The organism is Celeribacter sp. PS-C1 (assembly GCF_019429625.1).
Lineage (GTDB): Bacteria > Pseudomonadota > Alphaproteobacteria > Rhodobacterales > Rhodobacteraceae > Celeribacter.
The window spans coordinates 316,560-338,877 of record NZ_JAHXRW010000004.1 but is presented as its reverse complement, the minus strand read 5'-3'; the positions used below and the strand labels follow the sequence as shown (position 1 = coordinate 338,877).

21 protein-coding genes are annotated in these 22,318 nt (G+C 60.1%); 12 read left to right on the top strand and 9 right to left on the bottom strand.

Annotated elements, in window-relative coordinates:
• Positions 1-58 precede the first annotated feature (58 nt).
• The 3 genes from fabD to J5Y17_RS08405 all read left to right on the top strand — a co-directional run bounded on the left by fabD (position 59) and on the right by J5Y17_RS08405 (position 2,263).
• Positions 59-988: an ACP S-malonyltransferase gene (fabD, locus tag J5Y17_RS08415; protein ID WP_219784785.1), complete on the top strand. Its 930-nt coding sequence runs from the start codon at positions 59-61 to the stop codon at positions 986-988.
• Positions 989-1,075: 87 nt separating this feature from the next.
• A complete protein-coding gene (gene fabG / locus J5Y17_RS08410) occupies positions 1,076-1,813 on the top strand; it encodes a 3-oxoacyl-[acyl-carrier-protein] reductase (protein ID WP_219784784.1) in 738 nt (245 codons plus the stop codon).
• A gap of 216 nt (positions 1,814-2,029) precedes the next feature.
• Positions 2,030-2,263, top strand: coding sequence for an acyl carrier protein (locus J5Y17_RS08405; protein WP_009571390.1), 234 nt, complete (start codon positions 2,030-2,032; stop codon positions 2,261-2,263).
• Between the two features lie 104 nt (positions 2,264-2,367).
• On the opposite strand, the gene J5Y17_RS08400 is transcribed toward J5Y17_RS08405, so the two are convergent.
• Positions 2,368-3,543 (bottom strand): PilZ domain-containing protein, encoded by a 1,176-nt coding sequence (locus tag J5Y17_RS08400; protein ID WP_219784783.1) that lies wholly within the window; start codon positions 3,541-3,543, stop codon positions 2,368-2,370.
• A 153-nt stretch (positions 3,544-3,696) separates the two neighbouring features.
• On the opposite strand from J5Y17_RS08400, the gene fabF reads away from it, so the two are divergent.
• From fabF to J5Y17_RS08385, 3 genes are all read left to right on the top strand, one after another.
• Positions 3,697-4,959: a beta-ketoacyl-ACP synthase II gene (gene fabF, locus J5Y17_RS08395; RefSeq protein ID WP_219784782.1), complete on the top strand. Its 1,263-nt coding sequence runs from the start codon at positions 3,697-3,699 to the stop codon at positions 4,957-4,959.
• Position 4,960: 1 nt separating this feature from the next.
• Positions 4,961-6,136: an endolytic transglycosylase MltG gene (gene mltG, locus J5Y17_RS08390; RefSeq protein WP_219784781.1), complete on the top strand. Its 1,176-nt coding sequence runs from the start codon at positions 4,961-4,963 to the stop codon at positions 6,134-6,136.
• A gap of 65 nt (positions 6,137-6,201) precedes the next feature.
• Positions 6,202-7,392 carry a hypothetical protein gene (locus J5Y17_RS08385; protein WP_219784780.1) on the top strand — a complete coding sequence of 397 codons (1,191 nt, stop codon included), beginning with the start codon at positions 6,202-6,204 and terminating at the stop codon, positions 7,390-7,392.
• A gap of 36 nt (positions 7,393-7,428) precedes the next feature.
• Here the strand turns inward: J5Y17_RS08385 and J5Y17_RS08380 are convergent, their stop codons facing one another.
• Positions 7,429-8,202 (bottom strand): potassium channel family protein, encoded by a 774-nt coding sequence (locus tag J5Y17_RS08380; RefSeq protein WP_219784779.1) that lies wholly within the window; start codon positions 8,200-8,202, stop codon positions 7,429-7,431.
• A 287-nt stretch (positions 8,203-8,489) separates the two neighbouring features.
• Between J5Y17_RS08380 and J5Y17_RS08375 the strand changes: the two genes are divergently transcribed.
• The 5 genes from J5Y17_RS08375 (at position 8,490) to J5Y17_RS08355 (ending at position 13,743) form a co-directional block, all read left to right on the top strand.
• Positions 8,490-8,816, top strand: coding sequence for a hypothetical protein (locus J5Y17_RS08375; RefSeq protein ID WP_219784778.1), 327 nt, complete (start codon positions 8,490-8,492; stop codon positions 8,814-8,816).
• Between the two features lie 31 nt (positions 8,817-8,847).
• Positions 8,848-11,217 carry a phage tail protein gene (locus J5Y17_RS08370; RefSeq protein WP_255571964.1) on the top strand — a complete coding sequence of 790 codons (2,370 nt, stop codon included), beginning with the start codon at positions 8,848-8,850 and terminating at the stop codon, positions 11,215-11,217.
• Positions 11,210-11,926 carry a DUF2793 domain-containing protein gene (locus tag J5Y17_RS08365; protein ID WP_219784776.1) on the top strand — a complete coding sequence of 239 codons (717 nt, stop codon included), beginning with the start codon at positions 11,210-11,212 and terminating at the stop codon, positions 11,924-11,926. Before J5Y17_RS08370 ends, J5Y17_RS08365 begins: the two co-directional genes overlap by 8 nt.
• Positions 11,927-12,070: 144 nt before the next feature.
• Entirely contained in the window at positions 12,071-12,889 is an 819-nt protein-coding gene (cysE, locus tag J5Y17_RS08360) for a serine O-acetyltransferase (RefSeq protein WP_219784775.1), read from the top strand.
• A gap of 17 nt (positions 12,890-12,906) precedes the next feature.
• Positions 12,907-13,743: a glycosyltransferase family 2 protein gene (locus J5Y17_RS08355; protein WP_219784774.1), complete on the top strand. Its 837-nt coding sequence runs from the start codon at positions 12,907-12,909 to the stop codon at positions 13,741-13,743.
• A gap of 100 nt (positions 13,744-13,843) precedes the next feature.
• Here J5Y17_RS08355 and J5Y17_RS08350 read toward each other — a convergent pair whose 3' ends face one another.
• Genes J5Y17_RS08350 through pdhA form a run of 3 tightly spaced genes read right to left on the bottom strand, consistent with a single transcriptional unit; the run spans position 13,844 to position 17,578 of the window.
• Positions 13,844-15,148 (bottom strand): pyruvate dehydrogenase complex dihydrolipoamide acetyltransferase, encoded by a 1,305-nt coding sequence (locus J5Y17_RS08350; protein ID WP_219784773.1) that lies wholly within the window; start codon positions 15,146-15,148, stop codon positions 13,844-13,846.
• A 12-nt stretch (positions 15,149-15,160) separates the two neighbouring features.
• Positions 15,161-16,534: a pyruvate dehydrogenase complex E1 component subunit beta gene (locus J5Y17_RS08345; protein ID WP_219784772.1), complete on the bottom strand. Its 1,374-nt coding sequence runs from the start codon at positions 16,532-16,534 to the stop codon at positions 15,161-15,163.
• 18 nt (positions 16,535-16,552) lie between these two features.
• On the bottom strand, positions 16,553-17,578 hold the full coding sequence (gene pdhA / locus J5Y17_RS08340; RefSeq protein WP_219784771.1) for a pyruvate dehydrogenase (acetyl-transferring) E1 component subunit alpha: 1,026 nt from the start codon (positions 17,576-17,578) through the stop codon (positions 16,553-16,555).
• 219 nt (positions 17,579-17,797) lie between these two features.
• Between pdhA and J5Y17_RS08335 the strand changes: the two genes are divergently transcribed.
• A complete protein-coding gene (locus J5Y17_RS08335; RefSeq protein ID WP_219784770.1) occupies positions 17,798-18,118 on the top strand; it encodes a hypothetical protein in 321 nt (106 codons plus the stop codon).
• 24 nt (positions 18,119-18,142) lie between these two features.
• Here J5Y17_RS08335 and J5Y17_RS08330 read toward each other — a convergent pair whose 3' ends face one another.
• The 4 genes from J5Y17_RS08330 to mdoH form a co-directional block, all read right to left on the bottom strand.
• A complete protein-coding gene (locus tag J5Y17_RS08330) occupies positions 18,143-18,715 on the bottom strand; it encodes a lytic transglycosylase (protein ID WP_219784851.1) in 573 nt (190 codons plus the stop codon).
• Between the two features lie 80 nt (positions 18,716-18,795).
• Positions 18,796-19,098 carry a septum formation initiator family protein gene (locus J5Y17_RS08325; protein ID WP_219784769.1) on the bottom strand — a complete coding sequence of 101 codons (303 nt, stop codon included), beginning with the start codon at positions 19,096-19,098 and terminating at the stop codon, positions 18,796-18,798.
• Positions 19,099-19,297: 199 nt separating this feature from the next.
• Positions 19,298-20,512, bottom strand: coding sequence for an OpgC family protein (locus J5Y17_RS08320; protein WP_219784768.1), 1,215 nt, complete (start codon positions 20,510-20,512; stop codon positions 19,298-19,300).
• A complete protein-coding gene (mdoH, locus tag J5Y17_RS08315) occupies positions 20,499-22,307 on the bottom strand; it encodes a glucans biosynthesis glucosyltransferase MdoH (RefSeq protein ID WP_219784767.1) in 1,809 nt (602 codons plus the stop codon). The genes J5Y17_RS08320 and mdoH overlap by 14 nt, the downstream gene beginning before the upstream one ends.
• Positions 22,308-22,318: the final 11 nt, after the last annotated feature.

The window sequence follows — 22,318 nt, the reverse complement described above, 5'->3', positions numbered from 1 at the left end:
GCCTGCGCGTGAGACCGTTAGACCCGTCTGCAACATTGAGACAGTTGGAGGGGCGAGCATGACGCGCGCATTCGTTTTCCCGGGGCAGGGCGCCCAAACCATCAGTATGGGCAAGGCTTTGGCCGAGGCATATCCTGCGGCTAAAGCCGTATTCGAAGAGGTCGATGAGGCATTGGGTGAAAGCCTGTCCTCGCTGATCTGGGAGGGCGAGATCGAGACGCTGACGCTGACGCAGAACGCGCAGCCTGCGTTGATGGCGACCTCTTTGGCGGCGATGCGGGCGCTGGAGGCCGAGGGCTTTGCGGTGACGGATGCAGCGTTTGTGGCGGGGCACTCCTTGGGTGAATATTCCGCTTTGGCTGCGGCGGGTGCGATCTCCGTGGCCGATACGGCGCGGCTTTTGCGCACCCGTGGCGAAGCGATGCAAAAGGCTGTGCCTGTGGGCGTGGGCGCCATGGCAGCTTTGCTGGGGTTGGATTTCGCGACCGTGAAAGACGTGGCGGAAGAGGCGGCCCAAGGTGAGGTCTGTCAGGCGGCGAATGACAACGATCCGGGGCAGGTTGTGGTCTCCGGTCACAAAGACGCCGTTGAGCGCGCCGTTGAGATCGCCAAGGAAAAAGGCGCGAAACGTGCGGTTCTTTTGCCGGTCTCCGCACCGTTCCACTGCGCGCTGATGGCGCCTGCGGCAGAGGTGATGGCCGAGGCCTTGGACGATGTCGAGATCGTGGCCCCCGCAGTGCCTCTGGTGGCGAACGTGCGGGCCTCCGCCGTGACCGATCCGGCGTTGATCCGGGCGCTTTTGGTCGAGCAGGTGACCGGTTCCGTGCGCTGGCGCGAATCCGTGGCCTACATGGCGGCAGAGGGCGTCACCGAGATGTGGGAAATCGGTGCGGGCAAGGCGCTTTCGGGTATGGTGCGGCGGATTGAGAAATCCATCGCTTGCAGTGCCGTGGGCACGCCTGAAGACATCGCGAAGCTGAAAGGGTAAGGGCTCCGCCCTCACCGCGCCTTTGGGCGCGGTTCACCCGGAATATTTTATGGACAAAAGAAGCGAAAAGCTTCGGAGGAATTGGAAATGTTTGATCTGACTGGTAAAAATGCGCTGATCACGGGCGCGTCCGGGGGCATCGGTGGTGCGATTGCCAAGGCGCTTTATGATGCGGGAGCAACTGTGGCGCTGTCCGGGACGCGGGTGGAGCCTTTGGAAGCGCTGGCGGCAGAGCTTGGTGAGCGTGCGCATGTGTTGCCGTGCAACCTGTCTGACAAGGAGTCTGTCGAGGCGCTGCCGAAGCAGGCGGCCGAGGCGATGGGCTCTGTCGATATTCTGGTGAACAACGCGGGCATCACGCGCGACAACCTGTTTATGCGGATGTCGGATGACGAGTGGGAAAGCGTGCTGAACGTGAACCTGACCTCGACGATGCGCCTGTGCAAAGGCGTGCTGCGCGGCATGATGAAGGCACGTTGGGGCCGGATTGTGAATATTTCCTCGATCGTCGGCGCGACCGGCAACCCGGGGCAGGGCAACTATGCGGCGTCGAAAGCGGGCATGGTCGGCATGTCGAAATCGCTGGCCTACGAGGTTGCAACGCGCGGTATCACCGTGAACTGCGTTGCGCCGGGCTTCATTGCGACCGCGATGACCGACAAGCTGACGGACGATCAAAAAGACAAGATCAACGCACAGATCCCGAGCGCGCGCATGGGCACGCCGGAAGAGATCGCGGCGGCTGTGTTGTATCTGGCCTCGCAAGAGGCAGGCTATACCACCGGCACGACGCTGCATGTGAATGGCGGGATGGCTATGCTCTGAGCGCATAAAGCCTTTTCGGACGTGGCGTCACAAAACATTTGCCACCGGGAAGGATTGTGCTATGAGCAGCGCAGATTGAGCACGGGCGGTCAAGCGCCCGTGGGCATGTGGGCGTTTAAGGGTTGAAACGATCCGATCACGTCGGCATGTAAAGAGAGTGGTCCGAGCGGCCAAAGCTGAAAGCGGGCAACGGGCCCCAAACTGTGAGGAAAGAACATGAGCGACATCGCAGATCGCGTGAAAAAGATCGTTGTCGAGCACCTCGACGTTGAAGAAGATAAAGTGACGGAAACCGCGTCCTTCATCGACGACCTGGGCGCAGACAGCCTCGACACCGTCGAGCTGGTTATGGCATTCGAAGAAGAGTTCGGCATTGAGATCCCGGACGACGCAGCCGAGACCATCCAGACCTTTGGCGACGCGGTGAAGTTCATCACCGAAGCTTCCTGATCCGACCCTTTTGGGGGCGCCCAATAGGGGGCCGATCAGAACTAGATTTTGAAACGGCGTGGTCTTTGGACGGCGCCGTTTTCTTTTGCCTGTGTCCTTTCCTTTTAGGCTGCGGCATCGGGCGGCTCTTGCTCTGAGGTATCGCGGTCTGAAGGGGCGGCCTCAATGTCGTCAAGGTTTTCTTCGGGCGGCGTAAGCGCGGGTTTGAAGGAGGCAGGAGCATAAGAGGACAGGGGGATGTCGAGACCCATTTGACGCGCTTCCTCGCGTTCTGCGGATATTTGCGCGGCATAGGGGCCCAGGAGCGAGCGCATTTCCAACTCGGACAGGCTACGGTCGAATTTCACGCCGACGAAGTGATTGTTGCGCCAGATCACGCGGGCTTTGCGCTCGACCGGACCGCAGGTGAGTTTGATCTTTTGGCGCAGAGGCAGGGTAAGATCGCTTTCGATTTTCGCACCGATCTGGCTGATGTCGAGAAATTCGCCGATGACCGGGGCGATTCCATCGAAAATGATCACCGGCAAACTGCAGGGGTAACGGATGGCGCGGCGTTGCACGATGCCGTAGCGCATCCAAACCCAGGAGGTGATGGCCGTGATAAAGGTGAAAATCCCCAAGGCGAAGGCGACGTTGCCCGAGGGGCTTAAAGCGACGGTCGACTTTTCGCGTGGCGCAGGCGGATGTGGGCGAAACTCGTCGAAATTTGTGGGGTCGACGGGCGCGGGCTCTTCCTCCTCTTTCGGCGTGAGGAGGGAAATCATTTCGTCGACGCCCCCGGACAAGCGGGCCATAAAACTTTGGTCATCCTCTGCGGCGGCGTTGAGGAAATCCGGCGCATCCGGGTCGCAGGGAATGGCTGTCAGATAGCGTTCGAGCGTGTTGGCTTGCGCGCCAAAGCGCGGGTCGGAGCCATAGCGTTTGGCCATTTCGGGCCAGTTCCCCTCATGCAAATCAAGAAGATGGCGGCGCGACGAGATGTAATTCATCAGGGCTTTTTCGTTTTGCCCCAAATCGGAATCGCGGATTTGTTTTAAAAGCCTGTCGCGGTCGTAGCGTTCCATTTCGGTGCGGAATTGCCGCGCGGCTTCGTGTTCCGACGCGCTTCCCAGAGCGGCGACATAGGAATTTGCGCTGGCGTTCAGCGAGGTGAGCCAGTCTTCGAGCCCGCAAGAGGGATCAGCCTTGGCAGACTTTGGCAGAACCACGCAGAACAGGCCGACAACTGCCAGAAAACAGAGGCGCAAGAGGCCGAGCAGGGGGAGTGAGAGCGAGAGCATAGGCGTTTCTATCGGTTGCACGTCCCTCTTGATTGCCCACCAAGCCTCAATATCTGGTTACCATTCGCCGATTTGGCGGCAAATCCCGTCTCGGACTTCCATCGCCGGTCGGAGCCGTGTAAGAAAACGCAGACGAAAAATGAGGGGGCACGGATGCGCCGAGTAGTTGTCACTGGACTTGGAATGGTTTCGCCGCTGGCATGCGGCGTGGAGGAAACATGGTCGCGCCTTTTGGACGGCCAATCGGCGGCTGGCACGATCCAGCGGTTCGACGCGAGCCATTTGGCGACCGATTACGCCTGTGAGGTGAAATTCGGGGATGGGACCGACGGGACGTTCAATCCCGAGGACTGGATGTCGAACAAAGAGCGCAAGAAGGTGGATGATTTCATCCTATTCGGCATTGCTGCGGCAGAACAGGCGCTCACAGATGCGGATTGGAAGCCCGAGGGCGAGGAAGATCGCCTGCGCACCGGTGTGCTGATTGGCTCCGGCATCGGTGGCCTGTCGTCCATCGCGGATGCGGCTGTCCTTTTGAAAGAAAAAGGCCCGCGTCGGATTTCTCCGTTCTTTATTCCGGGCTCCCTGATCAACCTGATCTCCGGTCAGGTGTCGATCCGCTACGGCTTCAAAGGTCCGAACCACGCGGTTGTGACAGCCTGTTCCACCGGCGCGCATGCGATCGGCGATGCCTCGCGTCTTATTGGCTATGGTGATGCGGATGTGATGGTCGCAGGCGGTGCGGAAGCGGCGATCTGTGAACTGGGTATCGCGGGCTTCAACGCTTGTAAGGCACTGTCCACAAAACGCAAAGACGATCCGAGCCACGCCTCGCGTCCCTATGATGACGACCGTGATGGGTTTGTCATGGGCGAGGGCGCCGGTGTTGTCGTGCTCGAAGAATACGAACACGCCAAAGCGCGCGGTGCGAAGATTTATGCTGAGGTCGTGGGCTATGGCCTGTCGGGCGACGCCTATCACATCACCGCGCCGTCCGAGGATGGCGATGGCGGTTTCCGCGCGATGCAGGCGGCACTGGCCCGCGCAGGGATTGAACCGTCCGAAATCGACTACATCAACGCGCATGGCACCTCGACCATGGCCGACACGATCGAATTGTCCGCCGTTGAGCGTCTGTTGGGCGATGCGGCCTCCAAGGCCACGATGTCTTCCACCAAATCCTCCATCGGCCACCTGCTGGGCGCTGCTGGGGCTGTTGAAGCGATTTTCTGTGTGCTGGCGATCCGTGACCAAGTCGCTCCGCCGACGATCAACCTCGACAATCCGGCGGTTGAACCGAAACTTGATCTAGCGCCCAATGCCAAACGTGAGCGCGAGATCAACGTGGCACTGTCGAACTCCTTCGGCTTTGGCGGCACCAACGCCTCTCTGGTTCTGAAAAAGGTGGACAGCTGATATGTGGCGATCCATCGCCTCGAATGCGCTGACCCTCTTCATCGTCGCCCTCGTCGCTTTGGCGGGGGCGGTGGCTTGGGGCAAACGGGAATATTCTGCTCAAGGACCTCTTGATCAGGCGATCTGTCTGCGTGTGCCGTCGGGCTCGACCATGCGGCGGGTGTCCGAAAATCTGGCCGATCAAGGCGCGATTTCCAATGCGCATATTTTCCGTATCGGTGCCGAGTATTCTGAGAAGTCACAAGAACTTAAGGCCGGGTCTTTCCTTGTTGAGGAAGGCGCCTCCATGGTGGAGATCATTGATCAAATCACCCGTGGCGGTGCGTCGACTTGTGGCACCGAGGTGGTTTACCGCATCGGTGTGAACCGCGCCGAAATTCAGGTGCGTGAACTGGATCCGCAGACCGGCAGTTATGTTGAAACCGCCGAGTTCGAACCCATCGCAGAGAGCGACGCGGTTCAGGAGATTCCGGCTGAATATACCAAGGTGCGGTCCGAGGCGGACACGCGCTATCGCGTGTTGGTGGCCGAGGGCACCACCGTGTGGCGCGTCGTTGAAAGCCTCAAAGCGGCTGATTTTATGACCGGCTCTGTCGAGACGGACGAGATGCCTGCAGAGGGCATGTTGGCGCCCGATAGTTATGAAGTGCGCGAAGGCTCCGATGTGGACGACCTGATTGCTCGCATGGAAGCGGCGCAGCAGCAGCGGATCGACACGGTCTGGGCGGCGCGTGTCGATGGCCTGCCGTTCGACACGCCGGAAGAGATGCTGATCATGGCCTCGATCATCGAGAAGGAAACCGGGCTGGCGGAAGAGCGCCGTCAGGTGGCTTCTGTGTTCGAGAACCGTTTGCGTCGTGGCATGCGGCTTCAGACGGACCCGACGGTGATTTACGGCGTGACCAATGGTGTCGGCGTGCTGGGGCGCGGTTTGCGTCAGTCGGAGCTGCAATCGAACAGCCCCTACAACACCTATGTGATTGAGGGCATGCCGCCGGGACCGATTGCCAACCCGGGGCTTGAGGCGATGCAGGCGGCGGTGAACCCGGATGAGACGCCCTATCTGTTCTTTGTGGCAGATGGTTCGGGCGGGCACGCCTTTGCCGAGACCTTGGTGGAACATAACGCCAATGTCGCCAAATGGCGCGAGATCGAAGCCGAACGCGCAAGCCAGTAAGCTATTGAGACGATATGAAAAGGGCGCGGCGAGGCTGCGCCCTTTTGCTTTTTAAGGACGAGACGATGGAAACCAGTGCCATTATTGCCATGACGCTTTTGGTGGCGGGGCTTTTGAGTTGGCCGCGGCTGGCGCAGGCACAGCTTTGGAAAGCGACTGTGACGCCATTGGCCTCGATCATAGGATCGGGCTTTCTGGTTTTGGGACCTATTTTGGCGCAGGCTTACGGGGCGTGGACACCGCTGGCGATGGCGCTTTTGTGTCTCTTGGCCTATGCGATCGGCGCTGCGGTGCGGTTCAATATCGCGGCATTGGACGAGCGCGGACATGATGCGCTGAGCGGTCGGCTCGAACATCTGGCCTCTTGGGTGCTGTCCTTCGCCTATGTGATTTCGGTCGCTTATTATCTCAACCTTTTGGGCGCCTTTGCTGTCAGTCTGACGCCATGGGACACGGAGGTTGCGGCGCGTCTGGTGACCAGTGCGGTGTTTGGTGTGATCCTGATCACCGGCTGGACCAAAGGGTTTTCGGCATTGGAGCGGTTGGAACAGGTGTCTGTCGGGCTGAAACTGTCGATTATTGCCGGGCTTTTGGTCGGCTTGGCATGGTTTTTCGCGGAGAAAGCCAGCACTGAGGCGTTGATCGTGACGCCCGCGAGCCTGACGGGCTGGCCAGCGCTGAGCCTGTTGTTCGGGCTTGTGGTCACGGTGCAGGGCTTTGAAACCTCGCACTATCTGGGCGAGGAGTACGACGCCAAGACCCGCATCCGCTCGATGCGCATTGCGCAATGGGTCTCGGCGGCGATCTACATGATCTACGTGCTGCTCATGGCCTATGTATTCCGTCCCGATCAGATCGAGACCTCGGAAACGGCCATTATCGACATGATGCGGATCGTTGCGCCGGTGTTGCCGATGATGCTGGTGATCGCGGCGCTCGCGGCGCAGTTCTCGGCGGCTGTGGCGGACACTTCCGGTGCGGGTGGGCTGGTTGAGGAACTGACCAAGGGCCGGGTGCCCGTGAAAATCGGCTATGCCGGGCTGGTCGCCTTGGGCCTTATGATCACATGGGGCCTCGACGTCTTCCAGATCATTTCCTGGGCGTCCAAGGCCTTTGCCGCCTATTACACGGTGCAGGGCGCCATCGCCGTAGTGCTGGCGCGCCGTGCTGGCAAATCAGCCATCCATATCGCCTTTTTCGTCGCCGTGACGGTAATCGCGGCCATGGTAACGCTGTTCGGCACAGCCGTGGAATAGCGTCTTTTCCGTGGGAAAATACTCCCGCCGGAGACGCTACAGAAGGCCTTCGGTTTGGATATGAACCACGGCGCCGCAATGTTTGCAGTGGGTCGCATCCGCGTCATGCAACATGAGCCCGCAGCTTTCGCACTCGTAACGCACTTTGGTGGGACGAAAGAGCACTTGGGCGAGGCGCAGGAACAGCGTGACACCAAAGAACATCACGGCGATGGAGACCAGGCGACCCGTTGTGCCGGGCAGGGTGATGTCGCCAAAACCGGTGGTGGTGAGCGTCGTCACGGTGAAATAGAGCGCATCTGCGTAGTTGCGGATATGCGGGTTGTGGCCGTGCTCCAAGGCGTAGATCAGCCCGGTTGTGACAAAGATAAAGACCAGTAGGTTGATCGCGGCGACGATGACTTCTTCGTGTTTGCGGAAGAGTTTAAAGTCCTGCCGCAGCCGGTTCATCAGCTGATAGGTGTGCAAGAGCCTGAGCGTGCGCAGGATGCGCAGGAAGCCAAGGCCTTCGCCCGCGAGCGGCGCCAGAAAAGAGATCATGGCGAGGATGTCGGCGAGCGTCGAGGGACGGGTCAGGTACTGGACCTTGCGATCGGCCACATAGACCCGCGCGGAGAAGTCCAGAAGGATCAGGAAGCCGAACACCAGATCGGTGATCTCGACCCAGAGCGGGTGCGGGAAGAATGAGGTGACGATGACGAAGAGGATGGTCACCATGTCGAAGGTCAAAAGCGCGTAGCGAAAGACATGCGCGCGGTCGCTGTCGCCCTCGTAGAGCGCGTAGAGCTTGGCGTGAAAGGCGCTGGCCATGGCGGTTCCTCGTTTTCTTTTCGGTGATGCGCAAAATGGGCCGCGATTTCAAGTGGGAACAAAGCCGCAGTCATGTGGCAAAGGTTAATGCTTTGATACGCTGACGCCGCGCGCTGGCTTTAACCAATTTTACGGGTTTTGTCGCAGGGTGGTCTTGCTGGAAAGCGTGGGGGATGAGGCGAAAGGGACCTGAGGGGGTCCAATTACGTCCCGTCAAAGTGCTGAGGGGCACCGAAAAACCTCGCGTTTCTCGTGCGGAGAACACTCAAGCATGAGAGGCGAAGACAATGAAAGTGACTTCATCTGTGGGGGATGAACACGGGTTGGACAATCTGGTGAAGATTGCCGACCAGAGCGTGCTCCGGGCGATCGGGGCCGTCAACGAGGCCATACTCGGTGTTGAGGCCGGAGATCCGGATGCGGCGAAGGACATCGCCAAGCACATGGCGGATCTCAACAAGGCGCTGAACACCTCATTCGACGAAAGGAAACGTCTCGATGAGCACAAACGCAAAAGCGGAGAGCTCGGCGGCGGAGAGATCGACTTTGACGCCGCCAAATCTGAGATCCTTGATCGGCTGGCTCGCCTCAGAGCCACCAGAGACACAGCGTGAGTTTTTGGACACGTTGGGGGAGGGGGCGCTTATGGCGCTCCCTTACCTCTTCGAGGCTTGGGCGCTGGATCACCAATTGCCGCCGGAGGGCGATTGGCGCACATGGGTGATCATGGGCGGGCGCGGTGCAGGCAAAACGCGCGCGGGCTCCGAATGGGTGCGGTCGATGGTTGAGGGAAGCCGGGCGACACAAAGAGGCCGCGCGAAACGGGTGGCGTTGATCGGCGAGACCTATGATCAGGCGCGCGAGGTGATGGTGTTTGGCGACAGTGGCATTCTGGCCTGTTCGCCCCCCGACCGGCGACCGACATGGCATGCGACGCGACGAACGCTGATCTGGCCCAACGGGGCGGAGGCCACCGTGTTTTCCGGTAATGATCCTGAGGCGCTGCGCGGGCCGCAATTCGATGCGGCCTGGGTCGATGAACTGGGCTGTGCCGCGATCGACAAGGGCACCAATGAGCCGAACAAGTTTCTGGATGCGAAATCCTCGGAAAGCGCACTTCCGGCCTATTCTAACGGGCGGCGGGATGATTTCATCCAGCTTCAGTACATCCGGGCGATGACCGGCTATTGGGGCGAGGATGAGAACAACCCGACCTCCGAGGTCTATGACGGCCCGATGATCGACATGACCCGTGCCCATGTCTGGGCGTGGGACGCGCGGCCCTATCCGGCGTTTCCGTCGGTCACGGCGGTGTGGTCCGATGGCGACAGTTACGCCAAGGGGCATTGGCTCAACGGGCGTTCGACCGCGCGGTCTGTGGCCGATGTCGTAACCGAAATCTGCGTGCGGTCCGGCGTGAAAGAGATCGACACAACCGAGCTTTGGGGCGTGCTCCGGGGCTATAACGTCAACGACATCGCGGGGGCGCGTTCGGCGCTGCAACCCTTGATGCTGGCCTATGGTTTCGAAGCCGTCGAGCGTGAGGGGCAACTGATCTTCCGCTCGCGGGATGGCAAATCGCAGCTGACGCTGGCGGATACGGATTTTGCGGTTTCCGACGAGTTGGACGGTCTGTTCGAGCGCGTCCGTGCGCCTGAGGCCGAGGTCGCTGGCCGCGTTCAGCTGACCTTTGTCGATGCCGACGGCGATTATGCGGCGCGCTCCGAGGAGGCGATCTTCCCGGATGAGGCAAGCCGTCTGGTGTCGCAATCCGAACTGCCTCTTGCACTCACGCGGGCCGAGGGGCGCCAGATCGTCGAGCGCTGGCTCTCCGAGGCGCGGATTGCGCGGGATACGGCACGGTTCTCCCTGTCGCCGTCGCTCATGTCCTATGGCGCGGGCGATGTGATCAGCGTCGAGACCGAAGAGGGCACGCTGCGCTACCGCGTCGATCACGCCACCCTTGGTCAACAGCAACAGATCGAAGCCGTGCGGGTCGAGCAGGAGGTCTATGAGCCTTCCGACATGGTCGAAGAGATCATCGAGGCCAAGGCCTTCTCCGCGCCTGTGCCGGTCTATCCGTTGTTCCTTGACTTGCCGTTGTTGACCGGAGACGAGGTGCCTTACACACCGCATATCGCGGTGACGGCCAATCCTTGGCCGGGCTCTGCGGCGGTCTATGCGTCGGCGTCGGACAGTGGCTATACGCTCAACACTCTGGTGCCGAGCTGGGCCACAATCGGGGTCACGCAGACTGCACTTGATGCGGCCAAACCCGGCCTCTGGGATCGCGGTTCTGTGCTGCGGGTCAAACTGACACGGGGGGAATTGTCCTCGGTCGACCCGCTTGATGTGCTCAATGGCGCCAATGTCGCGGCCATCGGCGATGGCACCTCGTCCAATTGGGAGGTGTTCCAATTCGCCAATGCCGAGATCGTGGGTGAGAACACCTACGACATCTCGCTGCGCCTTCGCGGGCAGGCTGGTACGGATGGTCTGGACACGGGCGATAAGACGCAAAGCTGGCCTGCGGGCTCGCGCTTTGTGCTGATCGACACGACATTGCGTCAGCTTGATCTGCCGCAGTCGTCCCGTGGTCTGGCGCGTCACTACCGGATCGGGCCGTCGAACCGGGCCTATGATGACACGAGCTTCAGCCACTATGTCGAGGCTTTCGATGGCATCGGATTGCGGCCCTATGCGCCCGCGCATCTCCAAGCGGTGCCGACAGGGACGGGCGGCACGGCGGTGAGTTGGGTGCGGCGAACGCGTATCGATGGCGACAGTTGGCAATCCTTTGAGGTGCCACTGGGTGAAAGCTATGAGCTCTACCTCGTCCGGGTCATCAAGGACGGCGCCATTCTACGCGAAGTTACCACCGGCTCCACAAGCTGGACCTACACGGCCTCTCAGAAAACCAGCGACGGTCTGACCGGCGCTTATGAAATCCACGTTGCCCAAATGTCCGAAAGCTTCGGCGCGGGCCTCTTCAAAAGGATTGAGATCAATGAGTGATACAACCCGTTTTGCCCTGCCGCTGATCGAGGCCGCGCAGGCCCAGAAACATGTGACCGTGAATGAGGCGCTGAGCCGGATCGACGGGCTGATGCAGCTCACGCTCCTCTCCGTAACCGGCAACACACCGCCTTTGACGCCGCAAGAGGGCGACGCTTACGGTGTGGGCTCCGCCCCTGTCAAGGACTGGTCCGGTCAGGCGGGGATGATCTCGCTGTATGTCAACGGCGGCTGGGCGTTTGTGCCCGCCACTTTGGGCATGCGCGCCTATATCGCGGATCAAAATGGCTGGGCCGGATATGATGGCGCGGATTGGGTGCTGGGCCTTCAGACCCTCTCCGCAAATGGTGCGGGCATGGTGCAGCGTGTCATCGAGATCGATCACACGATAACCGCCGGCACCACCTCTGCGGCCAGCTTTGCGCTCCCCGGACAATCCGTCGTCTATGGCGTCACAGGGCGGGTTCTCAGCGACATCACCGGCAGCGGGCTCACGGGCTTTTCGCTTGGTGTGGCGGGGTCTTCGAACCGCTACGGCTCAGGTCTTTCGCTCTCACAAGGCAGCTGGCTGCGCGGTCTCACCGGCACGCCTTTGACCTATTATGCCTCCGAGGATCTGATCCTCACCGGAGAGGGCGGGGATTTCGATGCAGGCGGAGTGATCCGCCTCGCCATCCACTGTGTCCAATTCTCACTGCCCTACGAATAACACGCGGACGACGACCATCCGGTCGATCACGCAAAATCACAAACCCCGTCGCGCACCTGCGGCGGGGTCTTTTTCATCTTTACGCTCTTGCGCTTTTGAATTCGGGACTATCTATAGTACACTCTCGAAAAAGAGGAAAAGCGCATGGCCAAGACACGCACCACTTTGAAAAAACTCGATCCCGTCTGGAGCCAGATCGTCTCCGAGGCGCGGCAAGCCGTTGAGGCCGAGCCTCTGTTGGGTGGGTTGGTCCATGCCTGTATCCTGCATCACGAGACGCTGGAGGATGCGCTGGCCTATCGGATCGCGCAGAAACTTGCCTCTCCCGAGATGTCCGAACAGCTTATTCGCGAGATTGCCGACGACGCCTATTCGGGCGATCCGATGCTCTCTGAGGCTGCGCGTGCCGACATCGCTGCCGTTTACGACCGCGATCCGGCCTGCCATCGCTACATCCAGCCTTTGCTCTATTTCAAAGGCTTCCAGGCGATCCAAGCCCATCGCGTTTCCAACTGGCTCTGGCGCGAAGGTCGCCGCGATCTGGCCTATTTCTTCCAGATGCGCATGTCCGAGCAATTCTCCGTCGACATTCACCCCGCCTGCCGCATCGGGAAGGGGCTGTTCCTCGACCACGCCCATGCTTTGGTCTTTGGCGAGACGGCTGTGATCGGCGACAATGTTTCGATCCTGCATTCCGTGACGCTCGGCGGCACCGGCAAAGAGGACGAAGACCGTCACCCGAAAATTGGCGACGGTGTCCTGATCGGCGCAGGCGCCAAGGTGCTCGGCAATATCAAGATCGGCGATTGCTCTCGCGTCGCTGCGGGTTCTGTCGTCCTCAATGATGTACCGCATTGCACCACGGTCGCGGGTGTTCCCGCCAAAGTCGTGGGTGAGGCTGGCTGTTCCCAGCCGTCGATTTCGATGAACCAACTGATTGGTGCACGCGGCGAAAAGGCCTGAGTAGGGCCGCTGCTCAGATGGACGTGAAATCGCTGCTTTCCGCGGGCTACCGCCATGTTTTCGCTCGGAAACACAAGCCGGAGGATGCGCCGCTTATCCTCGTGATGATCCCGCTCGTCGGCAAGGCGCGGGCGCACGACTGGCACAGTGTTTGCGATATTCTTGAACTGACCTTGGCCTCGATTCGGGCGCAGAGCTATTCGAATGTCGAAGTGATCCTCTGTTCTCAGGACCGGCCCGACAATTTCCCCGAAAAAGACGGCTATCATTTCGTTTCTGCTCCGCCACATCATGCCGCCGCCAACGTCTCCGATCAGAGGATCAAGGTGCGGTTGATGGCGGAATACGCCGCACGGACGTTCGACCGGTTCAGCTATGTCATGCATCTCGATGCCGACGATCTGCTGCACCCCGATCTGTTTCGCTATGTGGCAGAGGACAACAATGGCCGGGGCTATCTGGTCGAACAGGGCTATATGATGGATGCGCTGTCCGGGCGCATGGCCCCTTTGGGCCGGGCCATCGGTGGCGAGACCGAGTTTTGGGAGCATTGCGGCTCCTGCGCCTTTTTCGCGGTGGACTGGGGCAAACAGGCCTTTCCTGTCTTCTTCCTGCGCATGATTGGCAAGGGTCACAAGAATTACGCCCCCCGTGCGGCGCGACTTGGCTTTCCTCTGGACCCGGTTCCATTTCCGGCGATGCTTTATGTGGTCAACCACGGCGACAACATGCAGATCCGCAAAGGCAACGATAAGCTGCTCTATTTCGCCAATCTGGAAATCACCGATCCCGCGCGGCTCTCTGCCATTCAAGAGGAATTCGGCCTCGCAGATCCGGTGACCGTGTCACTCTAAGCCTGTGCCGCCCCCAGAAAAACCTCAACATCCATTCACCCCTTACGCAAAAGGCCCCGCACTTGCGGGGCCTTCTGTAACACTATGATGAGGCTTGGCGTTAAGCCAGCATCGCCACCGGATTTTCCAAGTTTTCGACGATGGCTTTGAGCAGTTCCGCCCCAAGCGCGCCGTCGATCACGCGGTGATCCACCGACATGGTGACGGACATCACGGTCGCGACCTTGATCTCGCCATCTTCGCCGATCACCGGTTTCTTGACCCCGGTGCCGACCGCCAGAATACCTGCGTGCGGCGGGTTCACGATGGCGTCGAAATTGTCGATGCCGAACATGCCGAGGTTGGAGATCGCAAAGGAGCCACCCTGATATTCATGCGGCGCAAGCTTGCGGTCGCGGGCGCGATGCGCGAGGTCTTTCATCTCTTTCGACAGGGCCGAAAGCGACTTCATGTCAGCGTCTTTCAGAACCGGCGTGAACAGACCGCCTTCGATGGCGACCGCGACGGCCACATCGGATGCTTTCATCTGCAACACACGGTCGCCTGCCCAAACGGCATTGGCGCTCGGCACTTCTTGTAGCGCGTTGGCCACGGCCTTGATGATGAAATCATTGACCGACAGCTTCACACCCTTGCCAGTGAGCTGGTGGTTCAGCTCGGCGCGGAATTTCATCAGCGCATCAAGCTGAATGTCGCGGCGCAGGTAGAAATGCGGGATGGTTTGCTTGGCTTCCGTGAGACGCGCAGCGATGGTTTTGCGCATGCCGTCGAGTTTGATTTCCTCGTACTCGCGACCTTCGTACATCTTCGCGACCATATCCGCCGAGGGACCAGAGGGCGCAGCGGCTGCAGCAGCCGGGGCCGGAGCAGCTTTCGGAGCTTCGGCTTTCGGCGCGACAGTGGCGTTCTCCACATCCGCTTTCACAATACGTCCTTTCGGACCGGAGCCCGAAATCGCAGACAGATCGAGACCTTTCTGAGCTGCGATGCGACGCGCCAGCGGCGAGGCAAAGATGCGCTCGCCGGAGGCTGCAACCGGAGCTGCCGGGGCAGGGGCCGCAGCAGCTGCGGGGGCAGGAGCCGCCGCCTCGGCTTTCGGGGCTTCTGCTGCCGCCGGAGCGGGCGCAGAGGCGCCGAGGTTCTCAGCGGCAGAGGCGTCTTCGCCCTCTTCCAAAAGCACCGCGATGGGCGCGTTCACTTTCACGCCTTCCGTGCCCTCGGCCACGAGGATTTTCCCCATGACGCCTTCGTCAACGGCTTCGAATTCCATCGTCGCCTTGTCGGTCTCGATCTCTGCGATCACATCGCCAGAGGAGATGGAGTCCCCCTCTTTCACGAGCCATTTCGCCAGCGTCCCTTCCTCCATCGTCGGAGACAGCGCGGGCATCAAAAGTTCAATAGCCATAACGGGTTCTCCTTAGCGGTAGGTGACTTCTTTGCAGGCAGCCACGACTTCGTCGGTGGTCACAAGCGCGAGTTTTTCAAGGTTGGCGGCATAGGGCATCGGCACGTCTTTACCGGCACAGTTGATCACCGGCGCGTCGAGATAATCAAACGCACGCTGCATAATTACAGCCGAGATGTGGTTGCCGATGGAACCGACCGGGAAGCCCTCTTCGACGGTCACGCAGCGGTTGGTCTTCATCACGGAGGCCAGCACGGTGTCGTAGTCGATCGGACGGAGCGTCCGCAGGTCGATGACTTCGGCGGAGATGCCTTCTGCGGCCAGTTTGTCCGCAGCTTCCAAGGCGTAGGTCATGCCGATGCCGAAGGAGACGATGGTCACATCCGTGCCTTCGCGCCAGATGCGGGCCTTGCCGAAGGGAATGGTGAAATCTTCGAGGTCCGGCACTTCAAAGGATTTGCCGTACATGATTTCGTTCTCAAGGAAGATCACCGGGTTCGGGTCACGGATCGCGGTTTTCATCAGACCTTTGTAGTCGGCTGCCGAGTAGGGCATGACCACTTTGAGGCCCGGGATTTGCGCATACCATGCGGCGTAGTCTTGGGAGTGCTGCGCGCCCACGCGGGCGGCGGCCCCATTCGGACCACGGAACACCATCGGTGCCCCCATCTGACCGCCAGACATGTAAAGCGTCTTGGCGGCGGAGTTGATCAGGTGGTCGATGGCCTGCATCGCGAAGTTGAAGGTCATGAATTCGACGATCGGTTTCAACCCGCCAAAGGCCGCACCCGTGGCGATGCCCGCAAAGCCGTGCTCGGTGATCGGCGTGTCGATAACGCGTTTCGGGCCAAACTCGTCCAGCATGCCTTGGGAGATTTTGTAAGCGCCCTGATACTCCGCGACCTCTTCCCCCATGAGGAAGACGTTCTCGTCACGGCGCATCTCTTCAGCCATGGCGTCGCGCAGTGCTTCGCGCACGGTCTGGGTTTTCATCGGTGTGCCTTCCGGGAAATCCGGGGAGGCTTTGGAGACCACTTCGACCGGAGCCGCAGCTTTCGCCGGAGCAGACGCCGGTGCTTCGGTCGCCGCAGGGGCCTGAGCCTCGGCAGCGGGGGCAGGGGCCGCGATGTCGTCCGCGCTCTCGCCCTCTTCGACGAGGATCGCGATCACTTCGTTGACCTTCACACCCTCGGTGCCCTCGGCCACGAGGATCTTGCCGACGATCCCTTCGTCCACGGCTTCGAATTCCATCGTCGCCTTGTCGGTTTCAATTTCCGCGATGATGTCGCCGGAGGAGACGGTGTCGCCCTCCTTGATGAGCCATTTCGCGAGCGTGCCTTCTTCCATCGTCGGAGAAAGGGCGGGCATCAAAAGTTCGGTTGCCATTGTGTCGTTCTCCCCGGATCAGGCGTTGTGCTGCGGAATTTCGTCCGCGTAAATGTCGGTCCAAAGCTCTTCGAGCGCCGGTTCCGGGCTTTCCTTGGCGAATTCTGCGGATTCGTTGACGATGGCCTTGATGTCTTTGTCGATGGCCTTCAGATCGTCTTCGGTCGCATGGTTGCCGGTCAAAAGGATCGAACGCACGGCCTCAATCGGGTCGCGTTCTTCGCGCATTTTCTGCACTTCCTCACGGGTCCGGTATTTCGCCGGGTCGGACATGGAGTGACCACGGTAGCGGTAGGTTTTCACCTCAAGGATGTAGGGCCCTTTGCCCGCGCGGCAGTGTGCCACGGCGCGCTCACCGGCCTCTTTCACGGCCAGAACGTCCATGCCGTCCACTTCCTCGCCTTCGATCCCGTAAGCCGCGCCGCGTTCCCACAGGGACGGGGATTTGGTCGAGCGGGCCACCGAGGTGCCCATGGCGTATTGATTGTTTTCGATGACGAAAATGACCGGCAGGTCCCAAAGCTCGGCCATGTTGTAGGTCTCATAGACCTGACCCTGGTTGGCTGCACCATCGCCAAAATAGGCGAAGGTCACATTGTCATTGCCTTTGTATTTGTCTGAAAATGCCAGACCGGCGCCGAGCGGCACCTGCGCACCGACGATCCCGTGGCCGCCGTAGAAATGCTTCTCTTTCGAGAACATGTGCATCGAGCCGCCTTTGCCTTTGGAATAGCCGCCCTCGCGACCGGTCAGCTCGGCCATCACGCCGTTCGGGTCCATGCCGCAGGCGAGCATGTGCCCGTGATCGCGGTAAGAGGTGATGCGCTTGTCGCCCTCTTTCGTGGCGGCCTCAAGCCCGACCACAACGGCCTCTTGGCCGATATAGAGGTGACAGAACCCGCCGATGAGGCCCATGCCGTACAACTGGCCGGCTTTTTCCTCGAAACGACGGATAAGAAGCATGTCTTTGTAATAGGCAAGAAGCTCGTCTTTAGAGACGTTTGCTTGGCTTGCCGGTTTGGACGCTGTTTTACGGGGTGCCATCAGGCCTCCTCCTCCAAGATCACGGCTGATAGTTTAGTATTAAACTATATGATAGAGGAGGTAAGTCACGATTGCACGGATTTTCTGATATGCATTGCGGGTGGCAGCTATGCGTTTTGGGAATGGCGGGGCAGGAGGGGGGCGGTGAAGCTCGGAGATGAAATGCCCAATGACTTCATGGCATTGTCTGACGCTGCATCCAGACGTTAGAATAGCGTCATGGCCATTCTCGTTTATGCTCTTGTTTTTGTATCGTTTGCCAATGCTGTTATTGCGTTTGGCATTTTCTTCTTTTGGCAGTCGAAAGTTATTTCCACGATGTTTAAAATATCAGAGGGGCATATTTCGTACGTACCATGGAAAGCTCTCGCTGACCCCAAAAGTCCGCAGAATAATTTTAGTCGCTTGTTGGCGGGGGAGATATTTCCCGAGTTGCGGAAAAAGTGGTTAAAGGCCCTTGCGTATGTTGTGGCGAGTTATGCAATGCTCTTTTCAATTGTTGGCTTGCTGATGATTTTCGCGCGGGACTACTTGCCGTAACGGTTTGAAGCGGCCTAACGCCGCTCACCGACTACAATACCCCAGCTGCGCCTCATAGCGCGCCGCGCGCGCAGCCACCCCATCCGCCACATTCAGCAACCACGTCTTGCCATTATGCGATCCGCGCCGGTATCCTGTGCGGCCTTCGTGATAGGCCAGATAGCTGTTGCGGGCGTCGGTGTTGGTAATCCCCAAGGCGGCGTTGTTGGTCGAGACATACCAGCCGATGAAATCGGTGGCGTCACGGATGTTGCTGCGGCTGGCGCCTGCGCGACCCGGGCCGTTGCGGTAGTCGTCCCATGTGCCGTCGAGCGCCTGCGCATAGCCGCGGGCGGAGCTGGCCCGGCCTTTCGGGATGATGAACAGGACATAGCGTTTCGGTGGGCGGGCGGTCGCGCGGAAGGTGGATTCCTGATAGATCAGCGCCATTTGCACATGCACCGGCACACCCCATTTGCGTGCGGAGGCCTCCAGCGCCCTTTGGTAATGCGGGCGCTCGCGGAAGATCGCGCAGGCATCCTCGGGGTTCGCAGGCGCGCCGCCATAGCCACCGCCACAGGCCGACAACGCCAAAAGACCCGTGCCACCCAAAATCATCCGGCGGCGGGTCAAAAACGGTGCGGTGTCATTGGCTGTCTGTGTCATCTTTTGCCTTTCGGGCAGGGGATGTCTGGATGTCAGCGGATCACAATCTCATCGGCACGAAGATAGCCCAAAACATCGCGTGCCTGTTCATCCAAAAGGTCGAGATCGAGATAGCTGTCGGACAGGCGCAAAGTCTTGTTGCGCATCACGGCCAGCTCCGCGTCGAGTTTGCCGCTCACCGCTTGCAACTCGGACAATTCTGCCTCGATCTGCAAGCGGCGAAACAGCCCATACTCCCCTTGCACGGATGCAAAGGTGAAATAGCCACCGAGGGTGACCATCACGCCGACGTACAAAAGCACAGCCAGCGAGGGGCGTTTACGCGGATGAGCCATGATAGGCTTCTTACCTTTTTGTATGAAAGATGCCCGACCGGAGTCAGATCACCTGTACTGCCTCACGGGGCGTTCTCTTTGGCGGAACCCCTCCGTAACCCTCTTATGCCACAGGCGATTCGCGCTGTGAATCCCAAAAACGAATCATCTGCAAAAAAATGCTGAAACGGATTGTGCGCGGCCTGAATACACTTGCGTGTTACTCTGCAGGCAGGGGCGGTGCCGCAACCTCCACCTGACGCGCGGCGGTTTTGCGCTTTGCAGACTTCTGAACATCGCCCAGCCAGGCGACCGCGATCAGGATCAATGCGCCCAAGGGTAGGAGCACCCACCCGAGCCACTCTGCCTCCGCGTAATAGCCCATGATCACATGGTTGAAGAGCGCCAGCACCGTGCCCGCTGCGAAAACCAAAAGGCCCTGACGCCCCAACAGCCGCAAGAACGACAGCGCTTTCGAGCCGGTCAGACGTGTCACCCAAGGCAGGCAGGACAACACATAGGCCAGCGCCAGAGCATGGGTCATACGAGGCAGGGCGAGGAAGGTCTTGTCATGCGATACCATGTTGAACGGCAGGCCCGCCTTGCCCAGAACCGCCATCTGATGGTTCATGAACGGCCCGAATTCCGGCACATAGCGCCATGCCAGAACCACCGCGAGCCACCCGGCCGCGAGCCAAAAGAGCCACGGCGTTTTCGGCAAAAAGCGTTCGCCCCGACGCAGGAAAATCCCCGTCAAAAGCCCGACGACAAAGATGAATTGCCACGCGACAGGGTTGAAAAACCAGCCGCCCGGATTGGGGTAATTCGGCAGGTTGATCCGCCAAATGCCCGCCGCGAGCCAAATCGCGGCCGACAGCCCCAAAAGCAACATGGGCCGCCAGAGCCCCAAGAGGATCATCAAGGGCCCGCAAAACAACAGCACCGAATAGGCGGGCAGAATGTTCACATAGCCAAGCTGATGCCCCAGTAGAGGAATGCCGATGAGCGCCTCGGCGGTGTTGTTGAACACCTGCCTGAGGTTGATTTTGGTCAGCAACTCGTCGACGCCAAACCATGTGGCGCCTGCGGCAAAGATCGCGATGGCCAGAGAGGTCAGCAGGATTTGCACCAGATAGAGCGTCCAGGAGCGTTTCCACATCGGCGCCATGGCCTGCCACAGGCCTTTCTCGTGACGGGCCTCGAACCGGCCGGTGTAGGCCAGACCGGCGGCAACGCCGGACATGATGAAAAACGCCTCCGCCGCGTCGGAAAAGCCGATGTTGCGCACGGTGAGATATTCATAGGGATTGTGCGGCGAATGGTCGATGAAGATCATCAAGAGCGCCAGCCCGCGAAACGCGTCGATCCGCGGATCTCGCGGGCGTTTCACCGGCTGGGCCAACTCATTCGGCACCGCGATGTCATGCCGGGACATGGGTCACCTCCGGGGATGCCACATCTGCGCGCGGCTCCGCCTGCCAACGGCCAAGGATCTCGCGATAGCTGCGGATCACCGGGGCAGGGCGGCGCTCTTCGGGCACCAGAAACAGGGCATGTGTGAGCGGACGCGAGGTCCATGCGATCAGGAAAGGCGCTGCCAACATCGGCAGACAGACGGGCAGGAGCCAAAGCGTCAGATCGGGTGCCACACGGGCGACCAAAGCCAGCGCCGCGCCGCCTGTGAGCATGATCCAAAGCCCGGCGCGGAAGCCTTCCATCAAGGTCAAAGCGCCTTCGCCACGCTGGTTGGCGGGCCAGCCGCCATCGCGACCGGAGAGCACCTGAAGCACGGCTTTGGTTTGATACATCAGCATCAAAGGTGCGATCAGTGAGGACAGTAAAATCTCCGCCACAACCGAGAAACCTGCACGAAGCGATCCGCCAAACCGCGCGGTGCGCCGCGTGCCAGAGGCCTCATAGAGAATGGCGAATTTTGGCAGGATCAAAAGCCCCATGATGCCCACGATCAGCGCGGTGATCTCCTTGGTCCGGTCGTCCGGGAAAACCGGGAACAGCATATGCGGTTCGGGGAAGTAATTTGGCACCGGTGCAAGGATTGTCGCCACCACAGAGGTGATCAGGAAAGCGGCCCAGAGCACGGAAACGAGATAGGCAAAGATACCCTGCAAAAACACGAACCGGGACCAGCCCGCGATGCCGGGAGACAGCAAAAGCCGGGAATGTTGCAGGTTGCCCTGACACCAGCGGCGGTCGCGTTTGGCGTAGGACAGGATGTTTTCGGGGCCTTCTTCGAACGAGCCGCTGATGGTGTGATCGACCTGCACGCGCCAGCCACCGCGCGCCAAAAGCGCGGCTTCGACATAGTCATGGCTGAGGATATGCCCGCCAAAGGGCGGCGGTCCCGCCAGTTCCGGCAGAGCGCAGCTTTCAGCAAAGGCATTGACCCGCACCATGGCGTTATGACCCCAGAAAGGACCTGTGTTGCCCTGAAGTCGCTCAAGGCCACGGGTGAAGATCGGGCTGTGAAAGCTCGCCGCGAATTGCATCGCCCGGCCAAAGAACGACCGCGCACCGATGATTTTCGGCAGGGTCTGCAACAGGCCAAGCTTCGGGTCGGCCTGCATCTTGGCGGCCATCTCGCGCACGGCGCGGCCCTCCATCAGGCTGTCGGCATCGAGGATCAGCGCGAAATCATAGGCACTGCCGGAGCGACGGATGAATTCTTCGATGTTGCCCGCCTTGCGGCCCCGATTGTCGTCGCGACGACGGTAGAAAATGCGACCTTCTCCGTGCGTCTCGCGGATCAGGCGCAGATAGGTCTGACGCTCCAAAAGCGCAGATTCATCATTGCGGGTGTCAGACAGGATCGCGATGTCGGCGGCGAGAGCTTCGGCGCGGATCGACTGATCCATCGCGGCGATGCGGGCAAAGGTCGTCACCGGGTCTTCGTTGCAGATCGGCACCAAGACGACAAGGCGCGGGGCAGGGGTTTGCAACTCCGGCGCAGGGCGGCGTTTGCCGACGCGCGGTGCGAGGCCGACGAAAGACAGCGTCGCCCCCCAGGCGAGCCAGGCGGTGGTCACAAAGATCAACACACCGCGCACAACGTCCCAGACGTCAACACCATCCTGAATGGCGGCATCGGCCAAAAGCGTAGAGGCGGTGAGCGCCGCCAAAAGTGCGAAACTCAGGGCCAGCGTGCGGATCAGCTTGGTGCGGGCATCAGCGGGCAGGGCCCTGCGCGCGGCCTTGCGAGGCGAAGAGGACATGATCTTGTCTC

Coding starts and splice junctions, on each gene's coding strand:
- pdhA (WP_219784771.1), bottom strand. CDS start 17,578: ATGGCACCCCGTAAAACAGCGTCCAAACCGGCAAGCCAAGCAAACGTC.
- J5Y17_RS08375 (WP_219784778.1), top strand. CDS start 8,490: ATGAAAGTGACTTCATCTGTGGGGGATGAACACGGGTTGGACAATCTG.
- J5Y17_RS08405 (WP_009571390.1), top strand. CDS start 2,030: ATGAGCGACATCGCAGATCGCGTGAAAAAGATCGTTGTCGAGCACCTC.
- J5Y17_RS08355 (WP_219784774.1), top strand. CDS start 12,907: ATGGACGTGAAATCGCTGCTTTCCGCGGGCTACCGCCATGTTTTCGCT.
- cysE (WP_219784775.1), top strand. CDS start 12,071: ATGGCCAAGACACGCACCACTTTGAAAAAACTCGATCCCGTCTGGAGC.
- J5Y17_RS08330 (WP_219784851.1), bottom strand. CDS start 18,715: ATGATTTTGGGTGGCACGGGTCTTTTGGCGTTGTCGGCCTGTGGCGGT.
- fabF (WP_219784782.1), top strand. CDS start 3,697: ATGCGCCGAGTAGTTGTCACTGGACTTGGAATGGTTTCGCCGCTGGCA.
- mdoH (WP_219784767.1), bottom strand. CDS start 22,307: ATGTCCTCTTCGCCTCGCAAGGCCGCGCGCAGGGCCCTGCCCGCTGAT.
- mltG (WP_219784781.1), top strand. CDS start 4,961: ATGTGGCGATCCATCGCCTCGAATGCGCTGACCCTCTTCATCGTCGCC.
- fabD (WP_219784785.1), top strand. CDS start 59: ATGACGCGCGCATTCGTTTTCCCGGGGCAGGGCGCCCAAACCATCAGT.
- J5Y17_RS08385 (WP_219784780.1), top strand. CDS start 6,202: ATGGAAACCAGTGCCATTATTGCCATGACGCTTTTGGTGGCGGGGCTT.
- fabG (WP_219784784.1), top strand. CDS start 1,076: ATGTTTGATCTGACTGGTAAAAATGCGCTGATCACGGGCGCGTCCGGG.
- J5Y17_RS08325 (WP_219784769.1), bottom strand. CDS start 19,098: ATGGCTCATCCGCGTAAACGCCCCTCGCTGGCTGTGCTTTTGTACGTC.
- J5Y17_RS08320 (WP_219784768.1), bottom strand. CDS start 20,512: ATGTCCCGGCATGACATCGCGGTGCCGAATGAGTTGGCCCAGCCGGTG.
- J5Y17_RS08380 (WP_219784779.1), bottom strand. CDS start 8,202: ATGGCCAGCGCCTTTCACGCCAAGCTCTACGCGCTCTACGAGGGCGAC.
- J5Y17_RS08345 (WP_219784772.1), bottom strand. CDS start 16,534: ATGGCAACCGAACTTTTGATGCCCGCCCTTTCTCCGACGATGGAAGAA.
- J5Y17_RS08350 (WP_219784773.1), bottom strand. CDS start 15,148: ATGGCTATTGAACTTTTGATGCCCGCGCTGTCTCCGACGATGGAGGAA.
- J5Y17_RS08370 (WP_255571964.1), top strand. CDS start 8,848: ATGGCGCTCCCTTACCTCTTCGAGGCTTGGGCGCTGGATCACCAATTG.
- J5Y17_RS08365 (WP_219784776.1), top strand. CDS start 11,210: ATGAGTGATACAACCCGTTTTGCCCTGCCGCTGATCGAGGCCGCGCAG.
- J5Y17_RS08400 (WP_219784783.1), bottom strand. CDS start 3,543: ATGCTCTCGCTCTCACTCCCCCTGCTCGGCCTCTTGCGCCTCTGTTTT.
- J5Y17_RS08335 (WP_219784770.1), top strand. CDS start 17,798: ATGGCCATTCTCGTTTATGCTCTTGTTTTTGTATCGTTTGCCAATGCT.